The sequence below is a fragment of the Candidatus Sulfotelmatobacter sp. genome, assembly GCA_035498555.1.
Taxonomy (GTDB): Bacteria; Eisenbacteria; RBG-16-71-46; order RBG-16-71-46; family RBG-16-71-46; genus DATKAB01.
This window is the reverse complement of the sequence record DATKAB010000126.1, coordinates 1-18,030: the sequence shown is the minus strand read 5'-3', so window position 1 is coordinate 18,030 and position 18,030 is coordinate 1. Positions and strand designations below refer to the sequence as shown.

At 69.9% G+C, this 18,030-nt stretch carries 12 protein-coding genes; 7 read left to right on the top strand and 5 right to left on the bottom strand.

Annotated features, from left to right (window positions below):
- Nucleotides 1-15: 15 nt before the first annotated feature.
- Genes VMJ70_10870 through VMJ70_10860 form a run of 3 tightly spaced genes read left to right on the top strand, consistent with a single transcriptional unit; the run spans nt 16 to nt 4,211 of the window.
- On the top strand, nt 16-1,314 hold the full coding sequence (locus VMJ70_10870; GenBank protein HTO91619.1) for a TolC family protein: 1,299 nt from the start codon (nt 16-18) through the stop codon (nt 1,312-1,314).
- A gap of 46 nt (nt 1,315-1,360) precedes the next feature.
- Entirely contained in the window at nt 1,361-2,986 is a 1,626-nt protein-coding gene (locus tag VMJ70_10865; GenBank protein HTO91618.1) for an efflux RND transporter periplasmic adaptor subunit, read from the top strand.
- Nucleotide 2,987: 1 nt separating this feature from the next.
- On the top strand, nt 2,988-4,211 hold the full coding sequence (locus VMJ70_10860) for an ABC transporter permease (GenBank protein ID HTO91617.1): 1,224 nt from the start codon (nt 2,988-2,990) through the stop codon (nt 4,209-4,211).
- 1 nt (nt 4,212) lies between these two features.
- On the opposite strand, the gene VMJ70_10855 is transcribed toward VMJ70_10860, so the two are convergent.
- Together VMJ70_10855 and VMJ70_10850 are read right to left on the bottom strand one after the other, a co-directional pair.
- The gene (locus tag VMJ70_10855; GenBank protein HTO91616.1) at nt 4,213-5,658 is read right to left on the bottom strand and encodes an HD domain-containing phosphohydrolase; all 1,446 of its coding nucleotides are present in this window, start codon (nt 5,656-5,658) and stop codon (nt 4,213-4,215) included.
- Nucleotides 5,651-7,483, bottom strand: coding sequence for a HEAT repeat domain-containing protein (locus VMJ70_10850; GenBank protein ID HTO91615.1), 1,833 nt, complete (start codon nt 7,481-7,483; stop codon nt 5,651-5,653). The genes VMJ70_10855 and VMJ70_10850 overlap by 8 nt, the downstream gene beginning before the upstream one ends.
- A 192-nt stretch (nt 7,484-7,675) precedes the next feature.
- Between VMJ70_10850 and VMJ70_10845 the strand changes: the two genes are divergently transcribed.
- Nucleotides 7,676-9,511, top strand: a complete 1,836-nt coding sequence (locus tag VMJ70_10845; GenBank protein ID HTO91614.1) for a S1 RNA-binding domain-containing protein — start codon at nt 7,676-7,678, stop codon at nt 9,509-9,511.
- Between the two features lie 27 nt (nt 9,512-9,538).
- Here the strand turns inward: VMJ70_10845 and VMJ70_10840 are convergent, their stop codons facing one another.
- Both VMJ70_10840 and VMJ70_10835 read right to left on the bottom strand, forming a co-directional pair.
- Nucleotides 9,539-10,582 carry a molybdopterin-dependent oxidoreductase gene (locus VMJ70_10840; protein HTO91613.1) on the bottom strand — a complete coding sequence of 348 codons (1,044 nt, stop codon included), beginning with the start codon at nt 10,580-10,582 and terminating at the stop codon, nt 9,539-9,541.
- 10 nt (nt 10,583-10,592) lie between these two features.
- On the bottom strand, nt 10,593-11,381 hold the full coding sequence (locus VMJ70_10835) for a cytochrome b/b6 domain-containing protein (protein HTO91612.1): 789 nt from the start codon (nt 11,379-11,381) through the stop codon (nt 10,593-10,595).
- A 117-nt stretch (nt 11,382-11,498) separates the two neighbouring features.
- On the opposite strand from VMJ70_10835, the gene VMJ70_10830 reads away from it, so the two are divergent.
- The 3 genes from VMJ70_10830 to VMJ70_10820 all read left to right on the top strand — a co-directional run bounded on the left by VMJ70_10830 (nt 11,499) and on the right by VMJ70_10820 (nt 16,981).
- On the top strand, nt 11,499-12,851 hold the full coding sequence (locus VMJ70_10830; GenBank protein HTO91611.1) for an aspartate kinase: 1,353 nt from the start codon (nt 11,499-11,501) through the stop codon (nt 12,849-12,851).
- Nucleotides 12,852-12,921: 70 nt separating this feature from the next.
- Nucleotides 12,922-13,827 carry a protein phosphatase 2C domain-containing protein gene (locus VMJ70_10825; GenBank protein ID HTO91610.1) on the top strand — a complete coding sequence of 302 codons (906 nt, stop codon included), beginning with the start codon at nt 12,922-12,924 and terminating at the stop codon, nt 13,825-13,827.
- Between the two features lie 7 nt (nt 13,828-13,834).
- Nucleotides 13,835-16,981 (top strand): CHAT domain-containing tetratricopeptide repeat protein, encoded by a 3,147-nt coding sequence (locus VMJ70_10820; GenBank protein ID HTO91609.1) that lies wholly within the window; start codon nt 13,835-13,837, stop codon nt 16,979-16,981.
- On the opposite strand, the gene VMJ70_10815 is transcribed toward VMJ70_10820, so the two are convergent.
- Nucleotides 16,978-17,733, bottom strand: coding sequence for a hypothetical protein (locus tag VMJ70_10815; GenBank protein HTO91608.1), 756 nt, complete (start codon nt 17,731-17,733; stop codon nt 16,978-16,980). The genes VMJ70_10820 and VMJ70_10815 overlap by 4 nt on opposite strands.
- Between the last annotated feature and the right edge of the window lie 297 nt (nt 17,734-18,030).

The window sequence follows — 18,030 nt, the reverse complement described above, 5'->3', positions numbered from 1 at the left end:
AGGGAGCGATCGTTCATGCTGATTGCAGCCGCCTCGGCGTTGCTGGCGATGGCGGGCGCGGACTCCTTGCCGCGCCCGATCTCGCTCGACCAGGCGATCGAACTGGCGCAGAAGAACTCGCCCGCGGTGGTGCAGGCGATCGGCGAGCAGCGCACCGCGGCCGCCAGCGTCCGATCGGCCTACGCGGCGTTCATTCCGAGTTTCACGCTCAGCTCCGGAACCACTCGCCAGCTTCCCGCGCAGGGGCCGCGCACCGTGGTCGAGAACGGCCAGGTGGTGATCCTTCCCACCGAGCCGTGGTCCACCAACATCGGGATGGGCGCCAACGTCACGCTGTTCGCGGGTGGCCGGCGCATCTTCGATCTGAAACAGGCGCACGCCCAGTCCGATGCCGCCGACGTGGGGCTGGTGGAGCAGACCTACATGGTGCGGCTCGACGTCCAGCAGCAGTATTTCAACTCGCTGGCGGCGATCGAGTCGGAATCGGCGGCTCGAGCCCAGCTCGGGCAGGCGCAGGAGCAGTACAAAGCCGCGATCGTGCGGCTGCGCGCGCAAACCGCGACGCGCTCGGATTCGCTGCGGGCCGAGATCCAGATCCGCAATGCGCAGATCGCGCTGCTTCAGGCGAGGTCGGATCTCGAGGTCGCCAACGCCACGCTCACCCGCATGGTGGCCACGCCCTATCCGGTGACGGCAATGGCCGCGGACACTCTCGATCGACCGGGGCTCGCGCTCGAGGACGACGCCATTCTCAAGCTCGCCGGCGAGAGCCCGGCCGTGCACTCGGCCGAGACCGCGGTGACCTCGGCGCGCGCCGCGCGCAACAGCGCGTGGGCGGCCTATCTGCCCACGATCACCGCCAGCTATTCACGGGGCGGCAGCGGCACGAGCGGCGATTTCAGCCCATGGAGCGGCGACCTGACCTACTCGGGCTCGCTACGCTTCTCGATGTCGCTGCCGGTGTTCGATCAGCTGCAGCGCGAGGAGCAGGTGACTCGCGCCGACGTGGCGCTCACCAACGCCGAGGCCCAGCTGCGCGACGCGCGGCTCGCGGCGCAGGAGAGCGCGATCCAGGACCTGGGGGTCTTTCACACCTCCGAGGAGAAGCTGGCGGCCCAGGTTCTCACCGTGGCCGCATCGGAAGAGGACCTGCGCACGCAGCAGCAGCGCTACTCGGTGGGGACCTCGACATTGCTCGACCTGCTCACGTCGCAGGCGACGCTCGACCAGGCGCGACAGGCCCTGATCCGGGCTCGCTACGATCTGCGCGTGGCGCGAGCGCAGCTCGAAGCGCTGCTGGGGCGGGCGTTGTGATCCCGATTCGCGCGAGAACGGGAATCGTGCGGGAGAGGAGCATGCTTTGAGCATCGAAGCGAAACGCGGCTGGCTCCGGAAGCCCTATGTGTGGGGCGCGGCGGTGGTGGCGATCGCCGCCGCACTCTTCTTGCTGCCTCGCCTCCGCTCCGCGCACAAGGCCAGCGCGTTCATTTCGGTCGAGCCGGTTTCGCGCCAGGACATCTCGGTCACCGTGGACGCCACTGGGACGGTCGAGCCCATCGATCTGGTCGAGATCAAGTCGAAAGCGTCGGGGGAGATCATCAAGATGCCGGTGCAGGTGGGCTCGGTGGTGAAACAGGGCGATCTGCTCGCCCAGGTGGATCCGGTCAACGTGAAGAACCAGTACGACCAGGCTGAGGCGGCCCTCCACGCGGCGCAGGCCAAGCTCGACATCTCGACGGCGCAGAAGAAGCGTTCCGACGATCTGTTCGCCCAGCAGGTGATCACCGCCGACGAGCACGAGAGCGCGATCCTCGACTTCGCCAACGCACAGGCTGCGCTGGTCACCGCGCGCACCAATCTCGAGCTGGCGCGTCAGGCGCGTGACGACGCGACCGTCAGGGCTCCGATCGGCGGCACCATCCTGTCCCAGGCGGTGACCGCGGGCACCGTGATCTCGTCGGCGACGCTGTCGGTGACCGGCGGCACCTCGCTGCTCACCATGGCCGATCTGCAGCGCATCCGCATGCGCACGTTCGTCAGCGAGAGCGATATCGGCAACGTCCGAATCGGTCATCCCGCGACCGTGACGGTGGACGCGTACCCGAATCGGCCGTTCCAGGGAACGGTCGAGAAGATCGAGCCGCAGGCGGTGGTGCAGCAGTCGGTGACTCAGTTCCCGGTGCTGATCTCGATCGTCAACGAGCAGGGGCTGCTGCTGCCAGGGATGAATGGCGAGGTCTCGATGATCGTGGACGATCGTCCCAACGCGCTGGCGATCCCGGTGGATGCGGTGCGCACCGCGCGCGAGATCCCCGCGGTCGCCACGGCGCTCGGCCTCGATGCGGATTCGGTGAAGGCCGAGATCCAGCGCCAGCTCGCCGACTTTGCCCCGAGCGCGCGCCGGGACTCGGCCGGCGCGCCGACTGCTTTCGGGGCCTCGGACCCGGGCGGCGGACGCTGGGCGGCGCGTCGCGATTCGATGCGCGCGGCCGGTGGCTGGGGTGGACGCGCCGGCGGCGGGCGGGGTGGAGCGGGAGGCGATTCGCTCCGGCGCCTCCGGTTCGCGGGCGGCGGATTCGGGGGCGGTCGGGACTCGACGCGCGCGCGCGGATTCGGTGGCGGCGCGGGCGGCGCCGGCGGCGGCTTCGGAGGCGGCGGAGGGAGCGCGGGCGCATTCGCCGGGATGGGCGGTCGCAACGGCCGCGCCAGCCGCGCGCAGGTCGCGTTCGTGCAGACTCCGAGCGGCGCGCTCGAGCCGCGGGTGGTGCGGCTCGGCATCAGCAATTTCGACTACTGCGAGGTGCTCGGCGGTCTCAAGGAGGGCGAGCAGGTGGTGATGTTGAGCGTGGCCGAGCAGCAGGCCAAGCGCCAGCAGGATCAGGATCGTCTGCGCCAGCGCATGGGCACTGGCCTGCCGGGCGCCGGCGGCGGTGGAGGTGGCGGCGGTGGCCGCGGCGGTGGCGGCGCCGGTGGAGGAGGACGCTGAGATGATGGTCACCGAAACGCTTCGGGTGGCGCTCGATGCGCTTCGCGCCAACAAGCTGCGCTCGTTCCTCACCATGCTCGGCATCGTGATCGGGGTGGCCGCGGTGATCGCGATGGTCGCGCTGGGCAGCGGCGCCCAGCGCTCGGTCAAGGAGCGCATCGCGGCGCTCGGCACCACGCTGCTCAGCGTGAGTCCCGGTCAGGCGCGAGCGGGCGGTGGCATCGCCTCGTCCACCGATCGCGCACCGCTGACTTTCGAGGATGCCGATGCGATCAGCCAGCGCGCGACGCACGTGCTGGCGCTCCAGCCCGAGCTTTCTCGCCAGCTCCAGGTCGAGTTCGCGAACCACAACACCAGCACCACCATCACCGGCACCACGGCCAACTATCTCGAGGTACGCAATTTCTCGATTGCCACCGGTCGGATGTTCTCCAACGCCGAGGACGCCGCGCGGCGGCGGGTCGCGGTGCTCGGCCAGCAGGTGGTGGACGATCTGGGGCTGCCCTCGGCGGACGCGATCGTCGGCGACTTCGTGCGCATCGACGACAAACAGTTCGAAGTGGTCGGCGTGCTGGCGTCGAAGGGCCAGGGCGCCGGATTCCAGAACCCCGATGATCAGGTGCTGGTGCCGATCCAGACCGCCCGCTACCGGCTGATCGGCAGCGACCGGCTGCGGTCGATCAACCTGCTCGCCCCGTCCGAAGAGGAGATCCCGGTCACCATGGCCGAAGTGGATCGGATCCTGCGGCGCGAGCACAAGCTCCGTCCGGGACAGGACGACAATTTCACGATCCGCAACCAGTCGGATTTCCTGAACACGCTCGGCGAGACCACTCAGGTCTTCAGCCTGCTGCTCGCCGGCATCGCCGCGGTGAGCCTGCTGGTCGGCGGCATCGGCATCATGAACATCATGCTGGTCTCGGTGACCGAGCGCACCCGCGAAATCGGCATCCGCAAGGCGCTGGGCGCCACTCAGCTCAACATCCTGCTTCAGTTTCTGATCGAGGCGGTGGTGCTGTGCATGATGGGCGGGGCGATCGGCGTGGGCCTCGGCGCCGGCGCCGCGATTTTCCTGCATCAGACGTTCCAGTGGAACACCGACGTCGGCGCCTCTTCGGTGATCATCGCGTTCGCGTTCGCGGCCGCAGTCGGCATCCTGTTCGGCGTCTGGCCGGCGCGGCGTGCGGCCTCGCTCGATCCGATCGAAGCGTTGAGGTACGAGTAGCTCAGGCCGCCAGCAGCTCGTTCACGTCGAACGGATGCTCGCCGGGCTCGAGCACGTGGGCCACCGACTCCTCCGGGGGCATCGGGTTCCAGGTCTCGGTGCGATCGAGCAGCGACTCGCCGTTGGGACGAGCGAGGATGCGGCAGACCGGGCGGCGCAGATCGCGCGGGTTCGGCGCGGTGCTGATCGCCAGATGGCCCGAGCGGGTGCGCAGCACCGAGCCGGCCGGATAGAGGCCGATGCCCTGGACCAGCGCCCACAGCACCGCGGGATCGAAGTGCGTGCGGTCCGGCCCCATCATGTGACGGAGCGCCTCGAACCCGGTGTAGGGCCGCGCCCGGTAGGCGCGATGCGCGGTGATCGCGTCGAAGAAGTCGGCCACCGCCACGATGCGCGAGAACGTGGCCAGCGCTGCGGGGCGTTCGAGCCCCGGGTAGCCGGTATGGTCCACGTTCATGTGGTGCTGCAGGCTGACCCGCATCGCCTCGAGGGTCAGCGGGGAGAGCCCCGGCATGCGGGAGATCATCAGCACTCCGACCAGCGGATGGCGGTGTACCTGATCCCACTCCGCGTCGTTGAGCTGCCCCGGCTTCTGCAGCACGTCGGTCGCGATCGCGAGCTTGCCCAGATCGTGCAGGAGCGCGGCCACGCCCAGATTGGCGAGCGCCGCGCGCGACAGACCGAGCACCTGGCCCATGCGCACCGACAGCACGCTCACATTCACGCAGTGCGCGAATGTGTACTCGTCATGGCTGCGCAGCGCGGCCAGGCCCATGATCGAGTACTCGTTCTTCATGATGCTGTCGACGATCGGTTGCACCACCCGCTTGGCCTGCCGAAGCGCCGGTCGGCCGGTCTGCGAGGCCCGGAGCAGAATGCTGCGCGTGCCCACCACCGCCCGCCAGAAGTTCTGGCGTGCGCGCGCTCGCTCGCTCCGGTCCAGCGGCTGATCCTCGACCGGTGTCAGCTGGGACGTGCGCAGATCGCGCATCCGCACCGGCACGATGTGGAGTACCCCGGCCTCGGCGACCGCCTCCGGCATCTGCTCGAACTGCTCAGCGGTTCGGGCCGAAGTGAAGAGCTGGACGAACGTCCTCACCTCGTCCTGGGTGACTCCCTTCATGAACCGAATCGCGCCCAGGGCCCGGGACTCGAACTCCGAGAGCAGGCTCTGAAACAGAGGATACTGCGATGCCTGAGGCCGAATGCGGGCCCCGTTGACGTAGAACATCTCGCCCATGCCGGCGAGTGAAGTCTCGTCTTCGTCGCCCGACTCGACGACGGCGATCATCTCGTCGAGATGGCGCTGGAAGGTCTGGTGGGTGGGTGCGTACAGACGAGCGGCGCGCAGCAGCCCGTGCAGCCTGAACACCACTTCCAGGCCGAAGGCGGTCTCGCGGGCGGCGTCGAGATCGCGCGGGGATTCAGCGCCCGTCGGCTCAGTCATGGTTCGGTCCGGTGGCCAGCGCGTCGAGACAGGCTTTCCTCAGTTGGGGCTTGAGCGAATGAGTGCCGCGCTCGAGGACTTCGCGCGCGGCCGGCGTTCCGAGTCGCGCGATGCAGCGGGCGATCTCCTGGCGGTGAAGATCGAACACCTTCGAGAACCAGCCACCTCCGTGCAGCTCCTGCTCGAGTGTCGAGAGCACCTGGTCGTCTCCGGTCGAACCGATGGTCATGTAGATCGCGCGCCGCTCTTCCACGGGTCGCTCGAGGAAGTGTTCCTCGCGCATCAGGCGGAGCGCGGTCCCGGCCACCTCGGGATCGCGGCGGCCGGAGAGCTGCTTCAGCAGCCAGCTGAAGATCTGACCTCGTGAGTCCGGCAGCATCTCGAGCAGGAGCGGGCGCGCGGCCGTCAGGTCGGCCTGCGCCAGGGCGTTGACGACCTCGCGCCGGACCCGCCGGTCGGCGTGGCGTGCGATCGGGCGCAGGAGTCCGACGATCGCGGAGCCCCCGATGTCGCCGAGGACCGCAACCGCGTTGCGGACCACGTACCAGCGCTCGTCGGCGAGCCACGGCGCCAGGCGCTCGGGGTTGTCGCGCATCAGCACGCTCACCGCCTGGCAGACCGCGCGCCGGACGCGCTGCTGCTGACTCTCTGCGATCACGCGCATCCACCAGTCGAACACCGCCGGCCCCAGCATGCGCCCGAACTCGATGAACGCTTCGACTTCGGACGCCTCCTGCTGATCCACGCGAGAAATCGCCTGACGCGACGGAATCGAGGTTGGCTGGACCAGCTCGGCGGTGAAACCGTCGAGCGACCACTCGCTGCTCCCACACAGCTGAAGCAGCGACAGACAGCGGCGGGCTTCGCTCCACTCGCCGAGCGCGACGGATTCGCGCAGCACGCGCGGGAGATAGCGACCCAGTTCGGCCCGATCGGCGGGCGTCGAACATACGTACAGACAGTCCGTGAGCACGTCGAGCACCGCATGCTCGAGCGGCTGCGCCGACTCGGCTTCGCTCTCGAGCCGGAAACGCGTCAGCTCGGCGGACGACCGGGTGTCCAGCTCGGCGAACGACTGCTCGAAGTCACGGGTGGGCGCGCCAATGATGCGGTCGTCGGACCGGGTCGGCGCCTCGGGAGCCAGGATGTCGTCGTCGTTCGGGTCCCTGCCCTCGGGGAGCTCGACGCCGGCGATCCCCGGCGGCGCGATGTCGGTCCGGGCGGCCGACGCCGGTGGCGCGGTGGCCGCAAGCCCGGCCGCCCCGCCGCTCGCCTGATGCGGCCAGGGCATCAGGCTTCCGCTCTCGGCCGGCGCGTCGCCTCCCCCGGTCTCGATGTCGCCCACGACCGAAACGCACCCGAGCTCGATGTGATCGAGCGAAGCCTCCCAGATGCGCGTCACCATGTCGTCGTCGCTGGCCGATCGTCCCGTGAGCTGCAGCACGATGTCGAGCAGAGCCTCGAGCTCGCGCGAGGGAATGCCCGGCTCGAAGGTGATGCTGCGAATGCCATCGCGGAAGAACGGCAGCGCCAGGTTGTCTTCGCGTGACTTCGCGGGATAGAGAGAGGCCCGGCCCCACTGGACGTCGTTGGCCGTGAACGTGAGGGTCAGCGCCCCGTGTTCCCGGAGGAATCGCGTCAGCCCGGTGGCCAGATCCTCGCGGAACCGGAGCACGGTGGGATTGAACCGATCGTAGAGCCGGCAGGTCTTGAGCGTACGGGCCAGCTGCCGAACCCAGGCGCCGGCGGCCCGGGCGACTGCGGCCTCCTCGGGCGTCAGCTCGGAAAGATCTTGTTCGGGCTCGGGAGTGACGTGCGGTTCCATCGTGGCCCCTCCGGCCGGGGCAATGAAGGCCGACTCGAGATCGAGACGGCCATCGGAACCGGTATCGGCAAGCCCTCCCGCCCGCTTGAGCGAGGGAGGTGCCCGGCGCGCCGCCCGACCCGCGGCGGGGGCGTGGCTCGGCCCGGTGCGATTGGCCGCCGATCCCCGATCGCGGTATCGTAGCTACCCGCCATGAGCTCAGAAACACCACCCCCGAACGGTTCCGACGCGGACACCGAGGCGCCGTCCGCGGAGTTCGCGAAAGCGCTCGAGGAGTTCGAACGGCGCCCGGCACCTGCCGCCGTCGATCCCTCACCCGAATATCGCGTGGGCCAGAAGGTGAGCGCGAAGGTCGTCTCGATTGGCGAGGAACACGCGCTGCTCGACTACGGCGGCCGGGGCGAGGCGGTCGCGGACCTGAAAGGATTCCGCGACGCGGAAGGGAAGCCCAGGATCGCGGTCGGCGACACGCTCGAGCTGTTCGTGGTCCAGGCCGGGGAGCCGCTCACCCTGGGCGCGGTCATGCCCTCGAAGAGCGGCGCCGCGCTCGGCCGGCTGCGCGAGGCCAAATCCTCCGGCGTGCCCGTGAGCGGGAGAGTGACGGGACTCAATGCCGGCGGGCTGACCGTGGATCTGGGAGGGGCGCGCGGATTCTGCCCGGTGTCCCAGATCGAGCTGGGGTTCTGTGACAATCCTTCCGCCTATGTCGGGAAAACGCTCGAGTTCCTGGTGACCGCGGTCGAAGAGGGCCGGCGCGGCGCCGTGCTGTCGCGCCGCCAGCTGCTGCGGCGCGGCGAGCAGGAAAAGGCGAAGGAGTTGCTCGCCCATCTCAAGCCCGGCGACGAGCTCGAGGGCACCGTCGCGCGGCTCGAAAATTTCGGAGCGTTCGTCAACCTCGGCGGACTCGACGGGCTGGTGCACGTGTCCGAGATTTCGCACGAGAGAATCGGCCACCCGAGCAAGGCGCTGAAGCCCGGCGACCGGGTTCGAGTTCGCGTGCTGCGGATCGAGAAGGGCAAGGACGGCAAGCCGCGCGTCGCGCTCTCGATCAAGGCGGCAGCGCCGGATCCCTGGCAGGACGCTGCCGGCCGCTTCGCTCCAGGCCAGCGGGTCAGCGGCACCGTGGCGCGCCTCGCCGATTTCGGAGCATTCGTCAATCTGGCGCCCGGCATCGATGGGCTGGTGCACGTCTCCGAAGCCGCGATGCAGCGCGTCGGCCACGTGAAGGAAGTCCTGAAGCCCGGCCAGAAGGTCGAGGTGGTGGTGCGCTCGGTCGAGCCCGACAAGCGCCGCATCTCGCTCTCGATCCGCGATGCGCTCGCCGAAGGGCTGCCGCCGCCGCGAACGCCGGCGCCGGGCGAAGTCGTCGAGGGCCGCGTGTCGGGGGTCCGGCCGTTCGGCGTGTTCGTCGATCTTCCCGAGTTTGGGCCGCGGGCGACCGGGATGATCCCTCGCGAGGAATCCGGTCAGCCGCGCAACGCCGATCTCGCGGCCGCGTTCCCGCTCGGCAAGACCGTGCGAGTCGAGATTCTCGAGCCGCGCGCCGGGAAGATTCGGCTGCGCCTCGAAGGGGTGACGCCGGCCGTGCCGGCAGCCGATTCGCCGAGTCCGCACGGGGAGGGTGTGGATCTGCCCGCGGGCGAAGCTCAGCGGCCCCGCCGCGAGAGCGGCGAGCGCGGCCGTCGAGAAGGCGGAGCTCCGCGGCGCGGTGAAGAGGAGGTAGGTCGGCCGCGGCGCGGCGCTGCGGGCGGAGAGCGCCCGCGTGGCGAATCCTCCAGTCGTCGCGAAGGCGGCGAACGCGGGCGGCGTGAGGGCAGCCGCGGAGGGCGGCCGGATCGCGAGGAGCGTCAAGGATTCGACCGCTCGCGAGATCATCGCCGCGATTCGGGCGAAGAGCGCGGCCGCTCCGAGGGTGGCCGGCCGATGATCATTTCCTCGCGACCGGTCGAAGGTGAGCTCACCTCCATGGCGATCGCGCTGCGCAAGGCGATGGAAGAGGCGAGGAAGAAAGAGCGCGAGAAGGGCTAGGGGTCGCGCGGCGGCCGACGGTTCCGTCTACAGGCCGTCGTACTTCGAATAGCCGCGCTCGTTCCAGTAGTCCGCCGGCTCATCCATCGAGTAAGCGATGTCGGTGATCGCCTTGATGTTCTTCAAGCCCAGCTTCATCGGCGCCACCAGTCGCAGCGGCGCGCCGTGCGCAAGCGTCAGGGGCTGCCCGCGGTAGTGGGTGGCCAGCAGCGTCTGCGGATGCCGCGCGGTCTCCAGATCGATCGAGACGTAGTAGGGCTCCGGCCCGCCACGCTCGTCCAGGCTCACGGTCGAGCGCAGCGCGGCCCAGCGCGCGCCCGGCGCCGGCGGAAACGCGGCGAGCAGGTCGGCGAAGCGGATCCCTCCCCACCACGCGATTGCGCTCCAGCCCTCGACGCACACCAGTCGCGTCACCTGACCCCGCAGGGTGAATCGCGCGAGGAGCTGCGGCAGGGTGACGCGCGCCGATTCGGCCGAGGCGAGACCGGACAGCCTCAACGCCCATCCGTCGAGAATCCCGGGACCGGGTGTCACTCCGTGATAGTTGTTCTTGAGCGCGGTCACGTCCGCGATCGAGTAGGTCCGCACCCGGCGATTTCGCGAGTAGAGCGCTTCGGCGACGTCGTCGTCGAAGGTCAACGCGCGATCGAGTGACCGCTCGCGGTTCGCGCGGCTGAGTCCCACCCGGGCGCTCAGCGTGTCGAGCCGATCGTGAGAAGTGGGGAAGAGATGCGCGCGCGTGCGGTCGGGCAGGAGCCACCACGCCCCGGCCGCGGTCACCGCGGCGCCGGCGGCGAACAGCAGGAAGTCGCGACGGCTCCGCGCGCGGAGACTTCGGGCCGGCACTTCGACCTCGATTTCGGGGCGTTCGGCGAGCCATTCGAAGAGCGGCGCGCGGCGCGCCGCGGGAGCAGCGGGCGGCGCCGGTGGCGCCGGTGGCTGCTCGGCTGGCGGCGCCTGAGCGTCGGGTGGCTGCTCGGCCGGCGGCGCCTGAGCGTCGGGTGGCTGCTCGGCTGGCGTCGGGTCGCTCTCCGGCGCCGGCTCGGAGGCGGATGCCGGAGGCTGAGCCACGGGTTCTCGGTCATCCATGCCGGGGAGCCTTCACTCGTTTCGACCAGCCCACCACCATCGAGCGGACCGTGTCCCATCCATCCGCGATCGCCAGCACCACGTGCGGCACGATGAATCCGCCCAGGGCCAGCATGCAGGCGAAGTGGACGATGCGCGCGCCGTCGTAGTTGACGAACAGGAGTTCCAGCCAACCGATCTGGACCGGCTTGTGCATGGCCCAGCCCGAGAGCATCGCCAGCGTGCCCAGGATCGGCATCGAGAAGTAGGCCGAGCGCTGGAGCGCGTTGTACTTGAAGCGGACCTCGGGATGCGGCCACGGCCGGCGCAGGATCGCCATCGGGATCACCCCGGCGTAGTAGCGCAGCATCGCCAGCGCCTCGGCGGGATCCGACCCGCGCGGCAGCAGGGCGCGCCAGCCGCCACCGGCCACCAGTCCGATCAGGTAGAGCGCCCCGTTCCCCATGAACAGATAGGCCAGCGCCCAGTGGAACCGCAGCGCGATCGCGAGCTGTTGTGGTCCGAGGCTCCAATGGTCGTAGACCCAGTTGCGCGGATCGCCCGCCCCGGCGCCGAATCCGCGCGAGAGCAGGATGCCGAGGTCCGACACGTAGTCGCGGCTGCGGGTCGCCGGGTCGAAGGCGTGCTGGAACACCGGGGCGGCCCAGTAGATCGAGAGCCCGCTCGCGATCAGTCCCAGGAGCAGCGGAAAGTGGATCCAATGCGAGAGCCGAACGAGCAGGTGATGCTTGATCACCACTCGCAGCCGTGGTTCGTCGGGTTGGGATCGCTGCGGCTTCATTCGGCTCCCCGGGAAGGTTGTCTCGTCGTTCGGACCGAGCCTTCTACGGATCGATCGGCGGCGGCGTGACGCGTCTTCCATGAAGAGACTACACCGCGGCATGCTAGGCTGGGCGTCATGGTGATCCTCAAGTTCGGCGGCACATCGGTAGGGATTCCGGCGCACTTCGGGACCGCCCTCGAACGGGTGGCGCAGGCCGCGCCGCGCGATCCGGTGGTGGTGGTGAGCGCGCTCAGCGGCGTCACCAATCTGCTGGCCGAATATGCTCGCGACCCGGATGCGCGCGTCCGGCTCTCGGCCGCGCTGATCGACCGCCACCTGGCATTCACGCTCGACGTGGGCCTGAGTGGTGAGAGCATCCGGCGCGAGCTGGACGCCTGGCGCGCCGATCACGCGTCGTGGGGCGCGAGTCCGGGCGCCCTGACCGGCGAGATTCGCGATCGCGTGCTCTCGCACGGCGAGCGGCTCTCGGCCGCGATCTTCGCCGCCGGGCTCGAGCGCGCGGGGCTGAGCGCGCGTGCGGTCGAAGCGGGCGAGGCCGGGCTCGTGACCGACGATCGCTTCGGCGCCGCGCACCCGCTGCCCGAGTCCGCGGGGTTGTTGCGCCGCGGCCTTGCGTCGCGCCCGCCGGTTCCGGTGGTGACCGGCTTCCTCGGCCGCACCCGCGACGGCCGCGTCACCACGCTTGGGCGCGGCGGCTCCGACTTCAGCGCAGCGATACTCGGCGCCGCGCTGGGCGCCCAGGAAATCCAGATCTGGACCGACACCAGCGGCATGATGTCGGCCGATCCGCGGCTGGTGCCCGAGGCGCGCCCGGTGCCTCGCCTGTCGTTCGCGGAGGCCAGCGAACTGGCCACCTTCGGAGCGCGCGTGCTGCATCCCAAGACGCTGCTGCCCGCGATCGACCGCGACATCCCGGTCCGCGTCCTCAACACCACCGCGCCCGGCGAGCAGGGCTCGCTGATCACCGCGGCCGCCACCCTGGCGGCGGAGAGCTGGCGGGTGAAGTCGATCGCCAGCAAGAAGGGAATTACCGCGGTCACCATCGCTTCGAGCCGGATGCTGCTCGCGCACGGATTTCTGGCGCGGGTGTTCGAGGTGTTCGGGCGCCATCACATGATTGTCGATCTGGTCACCACCTCGGAGGTCTCGATCTCGGTCACGATCGAGGACGAGTCGCGGCTCGAGGCCGCGCTGGCCGAGCTGGAGGGCATCGGTCGGGTCGAGGTGCGCCGGCATCTGGCGGTGGTGGCGGTGGTGGGCGAAGGCGCGCCGCAGCGCATCGGGCTCGCCGGGCACGTGTTCACTCTGCTCGGCGGTGTGGGGGTGGGCGTGGAGATGATCTCGCAGGGGGCCTCGCGCGTGAACCTGTCGTTCGTGGTGCGTGAGGAAGACGCCGAGAAGACCGTGCGTCTGCTGCATCGCGGCCTCGGGCTCGACGTCGAGCCCACCGTCGAGGCGCGAGCTTGAGCTTGTGGCGGCAGCGACCGGCCCGTACCATGGTGGACACGAACCGCCACCGGTCGCGAGGTCGTCCGCGATGAATCCTTCCGATGCCGCGCGCTCTTCCGCCACCCCCGCCGACGAGGCCGATCGCCGGCCGCCGCGCGTGCACGCCGATATCTCCGCGCTCTCTCATCAGGGTCTGGTGCGGCGGTCGAACGAAGACTCGTACATCGTCTTCCGACTCGGCCGCTACCTCGAGCGCGTCACCAGCAATATCCCCGAGAGCGAGCTGCCGTCGCGTTTCGACGACACCGGTCACCTGATGGTGGTGGCGGACGGCATGGGGGGGCATCAGGCCGGCGAGGTGGCCAGCCGCGGCGCGCTGGTGAAGACCCTCCAGCTCATCCTTCGCTCGCCGCGCTGGGCGCTCAACCTCGACGATCCGACCACGCGCGAGAAGGAGATCCAGGACCTGCTGTCGCGATCGCGCGGCTATCTGGCGGCCGTGCACGCTTCACTTCGCGCCGAGGCGGACTCCGACGCACAGCTCGAGGGCATGGGAACGACCCTGACCGGCGCCTATACGGTCGGCGCGGATCTGTTCGTGTTGCATGTCGGGGACTCGAAGGCCTACCTGGTGCGCGGCGGTCAGCTCAAGAAGATCACGCACGATCACACCGTGGCGCAGCAGTACGCGGATCTCGGGGTGATCCCTCAGGAGGCGGTGCCGGCGCACCGGATGAGTCACATGCTCACCCGCGCGATCGGCGCGCCGATGGAGCTGAGCGGCGACCTGCACCACCTGCGCCTGGAGCACGGCGATCGCCTGCTGCTGTGCTCGGACGGGCTCACCGACATGGCCGGTGAGCAGGAAATCCTCGGCGTGCTGGGCGCGCGTCCCGACAGCGTCACCGCCTGCCAGGGGCTGGTGGATCTGGCGCTGGCGAGCGGCGGGCGCGACAACGTCACGGTGATCGTGGCGCAGTTCGCGGTGGAATGATCGCGAGGTGACGCACGCGCTGCTCCTGGCCGCGCTGATTCTCTCCGGCGCGGCTCGCGGAACGCCTTCTCCCGCGGCGCTCGAGCGCCAGTTCCGGACCGAGCTCGAGCAGGGTCATGTCGCGCAGGCCTCGGCGCTCGCCGATTCGCTGGTGCGAAGGCGCGAGCGCACCGAGGCGCTGCCGGCGGCGCGCGCCGCCCAGGTGCTCGACAGTCTCGGGCTCCAACTGTTCCGTCTCGGGACTCCCGAGGCCATGAGCGCGGCCGAGCCGCTGTTCCGCGGCGCGCTGGCGCGGCGCGAGCGCGCTTTCGGAGCCGACAGTCCCGAGGTGGCGTCGAGCCTGGCCACGCTCTCGACGCTGCTCGACTATCAGGGTCGCTGGAGCGAGGCGGTGCCGCTCGCCACGCGTGCTGCCGACATCCGGCTGCGCAAGCTGGGCGAGCGCGATCCCGCCACCGCCAACAGCCTACGGCAGCTCGGTTCGCTCCACCTCCAGCTCGGCGACGTCGCGGCCGCCGAACCGCCGCTCGAGCATTCGGTTCGCATCTACGCGCAGCTGGGGCCGAAGTACGCCGGACGTCTCGCCGACGGCTACAACAATCTCGGGGAGCTGGCCCGCGTCGAAGGGCGCATCGATTCGGCCGAGGCGCGCTTCCGCGCCGGGCTCGCGATCGCGCGCGCCCGGCTCGGCGAAGGCGATCCGGTTCGCTGGGCGCTCACCAACAATCTCGCCGGGCTCTACAAGGACGTCGGGCGCTACGACGAGGCCGAGCCGCTGCTCGCCACCGCGCTCGCCACGTTCGAGGCCTCGGGCGGGGACGCCGCCTCGCGATCGACCGCCCAGCTCAATCTGGCCGAAGTGCGGCGGTTGCAGGGCCGGTACGAAGCGGCCGAGCCGCTCTATCGCGACGCGCTGGCCGGTGCTCGCAGCGCGCTCGGGCCCGACCACCCGGATCTGGTGTTCTACCTCAACCAGGCTGCGGTGAACGCCCAGGCGCTCCATCGAAATGCGCGCGCCGATTCGCTGTTCCGTGAGGCGGGCGCGATCGTCGAGAAGACGCTGGGCACCGACCATCCGATGATGGCGCAAAATCTGCAAGACCGCGGGCGGTTGAGCCTCGAATCCGGTTCCGCCAGCGGCGCCGAGTCCCTGTTCGCCCGCGCGCTCGCGATTCGCGAGAGCCGCCTGGGCGCTTCGCACCCCGACGTCGGGCTCACGCTAGTCGATCAGGCACGCGCACGGCTGGTGGCCGATCCGGCGGCGAGCTCGGCCGGCGCGCTGCTGGGCCGCGCGCTCGCGATCCTCGATTCGACGCGCGCCTATCCCGAGTCGCGGCTCGACGCCTACGCGCTGCGCGCCGAATGGGAGGCGCACCGCGGACAGCGCAAGGAGGCGATCTCCGACATGCGCGTCGCGCTCGCGGCGATCGATTCGTTGCGCCTGTGGCGCGGTGGCGGCGACGAGACGCGCGCCGGATTCGTGGCGCAGCAGCTCGCGCGCTACGACGAACTGATGACGTGGCAGCTCGACGCGGGCGACGTAGCCGGCGCGTTCGAGACTCACGAGCGCGGGCGGGCGCGGGTGCTGCTCGACCAGATCGCCTCGAGTGGCGTCGACGTGCGCGCTGGAATTCCGCCCGAGATCCTGGCACCGCTCGCCGCGGCCGAACATTCGGCGGAAGGCGCGCTCGCGGCGGCGCAGCGCGCGATCCAGGACGCCGAGGCCGACCCGGCGCTGTCGGCGAGCGAGCGGCTGGTATCGGTGTCGCGCCTCGGCGTCACCCGCGATTCGGCCGCGATCGAGCTGGCGCTTGCGCGGCGGCGCATCGAGGACGCGAGCCCGCTATGGCGCGGAGTGCTGAGCGCCGAGGGCCGTACGCCGCCCGCCGGCGAGATCCAGCGCGACCTCGTGACCGCGGGACGAACGCTGGTCGTTTATCATGTCGGCGTCGCGGCGTCGCGATTGTTCGTGATCCCTCACTCCGGCCGTCCGACCGCGCTGGCGCTGAAGCTCGACGACGCCGACGCCCATGTGCTCGGGGTGCCGGCGGGGGAGCTGAGCGAAGCAAAGCTCGAGCGCATCGTGACCGGCCGCCGTACGTCGTCGTTTCCCGATTCGGCAATCGGGATTGCCGAACTGCTGAGCGGCACGCGCAGCGGCGGCTACGTCGAGCTGAGCCTGCGCTCGCGCGAAGGTCCGGATTCCTGCGAGCGGCGGCTCCACGCGCTGTGGAACGCGCTGGTTCCGACCTCGGTTCGGCCAGCGCTGCGCTCGTCGCGTGTCGTCGTGCTGGTTCCGGACGGCGCGCTGCATCTCATCGCGTTCGAAGCGCTGGTCACCCGAGTGCGCGAGGGCAGGAGCGGCACCCGCTACTGGCTCGACGACGCGCCGGCGATCGTCTATGGCCCGTCGGCGACCTCGCTGCTGGCGCTCGAGAGGCGCGGGCGGAATGCGAGCGCGAGCGACGCCGCGCGGCCCGAGGTCGTGAGCGTGACCAATGTGGCCTTCGATCGGCCGGGCTCGGCCGCGTCCTCGACGGTTCGCGCGACGTCCGGCCGCACGTGGGCGCCGCTGCCCGGCTCGAAGCTCGAGACCGAGGCGATTCGCGCCGCGTTCGGAGACGATCGCGTCCGCGTGATCGAGGGCGCCGCCGCTCGCGAACCCGCGGTGCGCGCCGCGCTTCCCGGGCGTCGCTTTCTGCATCTCGCCACGCACGGCTTCGTCGACGACTCGGGGCGGAACCTGCTCGCCGGTCTGGTGCTCGCGCCGCCCGACTCGATCGCGTCCGCGGACGACGACGGGCTGCTCGAGCTGTTCGAGATCCACCGCCTGCCGCTCGACTGCGAGCTCGCCGTGCTGTCGGCGTGCGAGACGGCGCGCGGCCCGCGCGTGGCGGGCGAGGGCACCTTCGCGCTGTCGCGTGGCTTCCTCGCCGCCGGCGCGAGGCGCGTCGTGGCGAGCCTGTGGCCCGTCGAAGACCGTTCGAGCGGCGAGCTGGTGGGCGAGCTGTTTCGGCTGATCGCCGGCGCCGAGAAGCACGGCGGCTCGCTCGACGACGCGATCGCGCTTCGCGACGCCAAGAAGAAACTACGGGCCGACCCGAAGTGGGCCGACCCGTTCTACTGGGCTGGGTTCGTGATTAGCGGGCTCTAGCGGTACTTGGATTTCAGTCCGCCCCAGCTCTTCCTGGCCACCGGCGTGCCGCCGGTCGTGGTGATCGAGATCGTGAGGTAGGTGACGTCGTGCGGGAAGCGCGCGAAGCCCGCATACCACCACGCGCCCAGATCGTAGCTCTGACCGATCGAGAGCCCCTCGATGTGGACCGAGGTGCTCTTGGTCACGTTGGGCGCGGGAGGGCTGGTGCCGTCGCCGAGCCCGAGCGCGCCACCGGATGTGTCGGTGTCTCCGACCGCGTCGCGCGACCCGCTGCGCGTGTTGTCGAAGTATGCACCGTGAGTCATGTCCCATCCGCGCGCCGTCGGGTCGGTGTCGAACAATTCGAGATACGTCGGAGTCACGCCCGGAGCATTGAAGTAGAAGTAGTTCACCGGGAAGTTGTCGGGGTCGTCCACGTAGCAGCTCTGTCTCGGTTGCCCGTCGGGTGCCGGTCCAAAGTGCGCCGCGACCACGGAGGTCGGAGCGATGGACACGTCGTCGATCAACTGCTGGGTCCACTTCGGAGTGCCGTTGTCATCCGCGAACTCGAGCGCGTCGAAGTGGACGACGACGTCGGTTGCCGGAGTCACGAACGAGATGGAAATCGGCAGCGGGCAAAAGAGACCCTCGGGAAAGTGTCTTACCAGCACCTTGGGGGGAATCAGGTCTTCATCGGCGCGGGCCGTGGGTGCGCCGAGCGCGAGCGCACTCAGCACGAGCAGCAATACCGGGGTATTCGTCGGTTTCATGGGCGGTCTCCGGAGCATGAGTAGAGTCGAATGCGGTGCAGGTGGTCGGCCGTCCGTGGGGCGAACAGGATACCAGCCGGCTCGACTTGGGTCATGCTCCGAAGATTGGTGATGGTGCAGGACGTGCAGGGACTGACCCTGCATGTCGCCAGCGGATCGCTTCTCGCCCCCATTCTGCCCCAACCCATCCTGTTGCCACCACCGCACTAGCGGGATCGGCTGGCGCTGGGTCCGCTCGGGATTCTTCTCCCGTCTCGCTTCCCCTCATCGTGTCCAGCGCTTCCAGTGCCGCCACTG